The following is a 5,013-nucleotide window of genomic DNA, read 5'->3' on the forward strand; positions in this document are numbered from 1 at the left end:
GGCCGCGCGCGGCCGCCGAGGACATGGGCGTCGAGCTGGGCTACCGGGGCGAGGCACTGGGACTGCCCGAGAGCGGGCCGGGCTCCATCGCGCCCATCGGACGCCGCCTCGGGGCGCTGCTCATCGACTGGGGACTGTGCCTGCTCGTCTCCTACGCGCTGCTGTCCGGCGGCAAGGCGCAGGCGACGGGCAACTGGGCGCTCGCCGTCTTCTTCGTACTGAGCGTGCTCACCGTCGGCACGGTCGGCTGCACCCCCGGCAAGCTGCTGCTGAAGCTGCGCGTGATCTCCGCGAGCGGCGGGCGGCTGAGCCTGCCGCGGGTGGTGCTGCGCAGTGTGCTGCTGCTGATCGTGATCCCCGCGGTGGTCTGGGACCGGGACACCCGCGGTCTGCACGACCGGCTCGCGAACTCGGTGCAGATCCAGGTCTGAGGCCGCTGCTCGTACGACTGGGGTAAAACGACTGGGGCGGCCCGGAATCGAGATTCCGGGCCGCCCCAGTCGTATGCGGTCCTGTTGTGCTGGTACGGGGCTCAGCGGCCCTTCGGCATCCGCATTCCCTTGGGCATCGGGCCCTTGGGGATCGGCATGTTGCTCATCAGATCGCCCAGCGCCCGCAGCCGGTCGTTGACCGCGGTCACCTGGCCGCCGGGCAGCACCCGCGGCAGCTTCAGCAGCTTGGCGCGCAGCTTCTTGATCGGCACCTGGTCCTCACCGGTGCCCACGATCACATCGTGCACCGGCACATCCGCGACGATGCGCGCCATCCGCTTCTTCTCCGCGGCCAGCATGGACTTCAGCCGGTTCGGGTTGCCCTCCGCGACCAGCACGATGCCCGCCTTGCCGACGGCCCGGTGGATGACGTCCTGGCTGCGGTTCATCGCCACCGCGGGCGTCACCGACCAGCCACGGCCCACGTTCTCCAGCACCGCCGCCGCCGCGCCCGGCTGTCCTTCCATCTGTCCGAAGGCCGCTCGCTCGGCACGGCGGCCGAAAACGATCGCCATCGCGAGGAAGGCCAGGACGAAGCCCAGGATGCCCAGGAAGATCGGGTGGTCGATCCAGAAGCCGATCGCGAGGAAGACACCGAAGGTGACGATTCCCACCGCGGCGACGACAAGACCGACCTTTGAGTCGACCTTCTTGGTCATCTTGTAGGTCAGGGCGATCTGCTTCAGCCGCCCGGGGTTCTCGGATGTTTCCTTCCTCGCCATACAGCGAAGTTTACGTGGCCTGGGAAGCCCCGGTGGACACGGCCTCCAGCACGTGCTCGGCCTCGTGACGGTCCTTCGCGCGGCGCCGGTCCTCCAGGACCGCGGTCCAGGCGTTACGGCGGGCGGTGCGCTGCCCGCCGCCCAGCAGCAGACCCTCCAGAGCGAGCAGTGCGTCGGTGACGGACGGCGGACGTACGGGCGCGGCCGACATGGGTCCCCCTCGGGAGCGGCGGATGATCAGGGCTCACACACAGAACGTTGTGTGGCTTAATCGTTACCCAAAGGTGTTACCAGTGCGTGACCGGCCGGTCAAACACCGATGAAGCCTTGAAAAGCCGCTGGTCTCGCTCTGACCAGCGGCATTGTCCAAGGTGCGAGCGTGGGTGTGCCCGTACTCACATAGCGTGTTGGTCACATCCGGTGGTCATACCGCCTGAGCGGCCACCGCGATCCCGCGCTTCTCGATGGCCTGCTGGTAGAGCCGGCCCGCGCGGTACGAGGAGCGGACGAGCGGGCCGGACATGACACCGGCGTAGCCGATCTCCTCCGCCTCCTCCTTCAGCTCCACGAACTCCTGGGGCTTGACCCAGCGGTCCACCGGATGGTGCCGGACGCTCGGCCGCAGATACTGCGTGATCGTGATCAGCTCGCACCCCGCGTCGTACAGGTCCTGGAGCGCCTGGCTGATTTCCGCCCGCTCCTCGCCCATGCCCAGGATCAGATTGGACTTGGTGACCAGACCCGCCTCACGCGCCTTGGTGATCACCTCGAGCGAGCGCTCATAGCGGAAGCCGGGGCGGATGCGCTTGAAGATCCGCGGGACGGTCTCCACGTTGTGCGCCAGCACCTCGGGGCGGGCGGAGAAGACCTCGGCAAGCTGCTCGGGCACCGCGTTGAAGTCCGGGATCAGCAGCTCGACGCCGGTGTCCGGCATCAGCGAGTGGATCTGGCGGACCGTCTCGGCGTACAGCCAGGCGCCGCCGTCCTCGAGGTCGTCGCGGGCGACACCGGTGACCGTCGCGTACTTCAGCTCCATGGACTGGACGGACTCGGCGACCCGGCGCGGCTCGTCCCGGTCCAGGGCCTGTGGCTTGCCGGTGTCGATCTGGCAGAAGTCACAGCGCCGGGTGCACTGGTCGCCGCCGATCAGGAAGGTCGCCTCGCGGTCTTCCCAGCATTCGTAGATGTTCGGACAGCCGGCCTCCTGGCACACGGTGTGCAGGCCCTCGCGCTTCACCAGGCCCTGCAGCTCGGTGTACTCGGGACCCATTTTCGCGCGGGTCTTGATCCACTCGGGCTTACGCTCGATGGGCGTCTGGCTGTTCCGGACCTCAAGGCGCAGCATTTTGCGTCCGTCGGGTGCGACTGCGGACACGTCCGGCACTCCTTAGTGCTTGTCAGTGCTTGGCGGGGCATCGAATCTTTGGCGAACCCCAGCGTACGCCCGTCATTCGTACGCTCTTACGCCCAGGGACCCCGCCGAGGAATGGCACCCCGGGGACCATTCCCGGGCCGGGGCGGCGGTCAGACGGCGCGCGGCAGCGGTACGGCGGACTCCATGACGGTCCGCAGATGCTTCTCGATCACCGGAACCACCTCCGTCACGGAGATATCGCGGCCCAGCTCCTCCGAGAGCGAGGTCACCCCCGCGTCGCGGATCCCGCACGGCACGATCCGGTCGAACCAGGTGGTGTCGGGGTTGCAGTTCAGCGAGAAGCCGTGCATCGTCACGCCCTTGGCGACCCGGACCCCGATCTGGGCGAGCTTGCGGTCCTCGCGGCGCTGCCCGGCGTTGGACGGGGCGTACTCCGGGCCGTTCAGCCGAGGGTCGAACTCCTCGTCGGCCACGCGCGGATCGAAGTCCAGGTTCAGCCCGCCCAGCGCGCGGCGCTCCTCCACCGGGTCGCCCAGCACCCACACCCCGCTGCGGCCCTCGACCCGGGTGGCCTCCAGGCCGAACTCCGCACAGGTCAGCAGCAGGGCCTCCTCCAGACGCCGTACATGCGCGACGACGTCCACCGGACGCGGCAGCTTGAGGATCGGATAGCCGACGAGCTGCCCCGGGCCATGCCAGGTGATCTTGCCGCCGCGGTCCACGTCCACGACCGGAGTGCCGTCCAGGGGGCGCTCGTCGTCCGCCGTGCGTCGGCCCGCCGTGTAGACCGGCGGGTGCTCCAGCAGCAGACAGGTGTCCGGCGCCTCATCGGCGAACCGAGCGGCGTGCACCCGCCTCTGCTCCTGCCATGCCTCCTGGTACTCGACGGCGTCCGCCCCGAATCCCAGATGGACAAAGCGCAGCTCACTCACGGCGGCAATCCCTTCGGACCTCGTACAGCGCTCCGGCGCCCGACTCCGGGCGCCTCAGCCACTGTACGTCCGGCGAATCCGGCCCCCGCAGCCGGATCGTTCTCATCCGACCCCTCACACGATCGGATGAATGCAGGGCGACCGAGACGATCAGTGCCTCACTGGCGACTACTTTCGGGCCGTTTCCACGAAGCGATCAGGGAGACCGGCAGGCTGATGACGGAACGACCCCCGCAGCGCATTCCCAATCGTCAGCTCGCCGCGCTCATCGCGGAGGCTGGCTTCTCCAACGCCGGGCTTGCCCGGCGGGTCGACCAGCTCGGCCTCGAGCACGGCCTGGACCTGCGGTACGACAAGACATCGGTGACCCGCTGGCTGCGCGGACAGCAGCCGCGCGGTACCACCCCGGCGCTGATCGCCGAGGTCTTCACCCGGCGCCTGGGGCGCCGGCTCACCGCCCAGGACCTGGGCCTCGACGCATGCGCCCCGGTCTACGCCGGGCTGGAGTTCGCCGCCACCCCGCAGGAGGCGGTGGACATCGTCAGCGGGCTGTGGCGCAAGGACTCCGGCAGCCAGGCCGAACTGCGGAAAATCGCCTTCACCCCGGCCGGCCTGGTGGTCCCCAGCCGCGACTGGCTGATCGGGCGACCCGACGACAAGGTGGCGCGCGGCGAGCCACCGACGGCACCCCCCGCTCTACTCCCCGCCGGGGGCATGCCGGGACCCCGGGTGGCGGGCCGCGCCCCCGGCCCGGCGGCCGGCCGGGCGCCGTTGCCCCGGCAGCGGCAGGCGGACCGGTCCCAGCGCGGGCCTGGCTACCGGGTCACCGCCGGGGACATCGCCGCACTGCGGTCGGTGGGCGAACTGTTCCGCTCGCTGGACCAGACGTACGGCGGCGGACACGCGCGGCAGGCTCTGGTGCGCTATCTGGAACACGAGGGCGAACCCATGCTGCGCGGCACCTACGGAGAGGCGACCGGGCGGCGGCTCTTCGCGGCGATCGCCGATCTGACCCGGCTGGCCGGCTGGACGTCGTACGACATCGCCGCCCACGGCCTGGCCCAGCGCTACTTCGTCCAGGCGCTGCGGCTCGCACAGGCGGCCGGGGACCGGCCGTACGGCAGCTATGTGCTGGTCACGATGAGCCGCCAGGCCGTCTACCTGGGCCACGGACGGGAAGCCGTCCAACTGGCCCGAGTGGCCCAGCAGGGCATGGGCGCCGGGGCCCCGCCCACCCTGCAGTCCCTGCTGCACGCCGTGGAGGCCCGGGGCCACGCCGTGCTCGGCGAGGTCCGGGCCTGCACCGCCTCGCTGGCGCGCGCCGAGCGGGCGCTGGAGACATCCCGGCCCGGGGACGAGGTGCCGTACTGGGCGCGGTTCTTCGACGAGGCGCAGCTGGCCGACGAGTTCGGCGTGCTGGGCGGCGGCGCGGTACTGCTGGAGATCGCGGTGGCAGTGGCCGAACTCGTCGGCCAGCTGCGCCTCGTCGAAGA

Annotated in this window: 6 protein-coding genes; 2 read left to right on the top strand and 4 right to left on the bottom strand. The window is 70.3% G+C overall.

Annotated features, from left to right (window positions below; all coding sequences use genetic code 11):
* Positions 1-431, top strand: a 431-nt coding sequence (locus CCN51_RS40285) for an RDD family protein (RefSeq protein ID WP_245881772.1), incomplete at its 5' end; no start/stop codon positions are given.
* Between the two features lie 101 nt (positions 432-532).
* On the opposite strand, the gene CCN51_RS40290 is transcribed toward CCN51_RS40285, so the two are convergent.
* The 4 genes from CCN51_RS40290 to lipB form a co-directional block, all read right to left on the bottom strand.
* Positions 533-1,213, bottom strand: coding sequence for a DUF4191 domain-containing protein (locus CCN51_RS40290; RefSeq protein ID WP_014180345.1), 681 nt, complete (start codon positions 1,211-1,213; stop codon positions 533-535).
* 10 nt (positions 1,214-1,223) lie between these two features.
* A complete protein-coding gene (locus CCN51_RS40295; protein WP_014180346.1) occupies positions 1,224-1,424 on the bottom strand; it encodes an SCO2195 family GlnR-regulated protein in 201 nt (66 codons plus the stop codon).
* A 213-nt stretch (positions 1,425-1,637) separates the two neighbouring features.
* The gene (gene lipA, locus CCN51_RS40300; RefSeq protein WP_014180347.1) at positions 1,638-2,588 is read right to left on the bottom strand and encodes a lipoyl synthase; all 951 of its coding nucleotides are present in this window, start codon (positions 2,586-2,588) and stop codon (positions 1,638-1,640) included.
* A gap of 149 nt (positions 2,589-2,737) precedes the next feature.
* Positions 2,738-3,520, bottom strand: coding sequence for a lipoyl(octanoyl) transferase LipB (gene lipB, locus CCN51_RS40305; protein WP_014180348.1), 783 nt, complete (start codon positions 3,518-3,520; stop codon positions 2,738-2,740).
* A gap of 216 nt (positions 3,521-3,736) precedes the next feature.
* Between lipB and CCN51_RS40310 the strand changes: the two genes are divergently transcribed.
* Positions 3,737-5,013 (top strand): NsdA family TPR-like regulatory protein (locus CCN51_RS40310; RefSeq protein ID WP_245881773.1); only part of this gene is annotated, 1,277 nt, incomplete at its 3' end.

The sequence above is a fragment of the Streptomyces milbemycinicus genome, assembly GCF_002154605.1.
Taxonomy (GTDB): Bacteria; Actinomycetota; Actinomycetes; order Streptomycetales; family Streptomycetaceae; genus Streptomyces; species Streptomyces milbemycinicus.

What these genes read in the sequence shown, in the direction of transcription:
- CCN51_RS40290 (WP_014180345.1), bottom strand. Translation starts at nt 1,213, where the DNA reads ATGGCGAGGAAGGAAACATCCGAGAACCCCGGGCGGCTGAAGCAGATC.
- CCN51_RS40295 (WP_014180346.1), bottom strand. Translation starts at nt 1,424, where the DNA reads ATGTCGGCCGCGCCCGTACGTCCGCCGTCCGTCACCGACGCACTGCTC.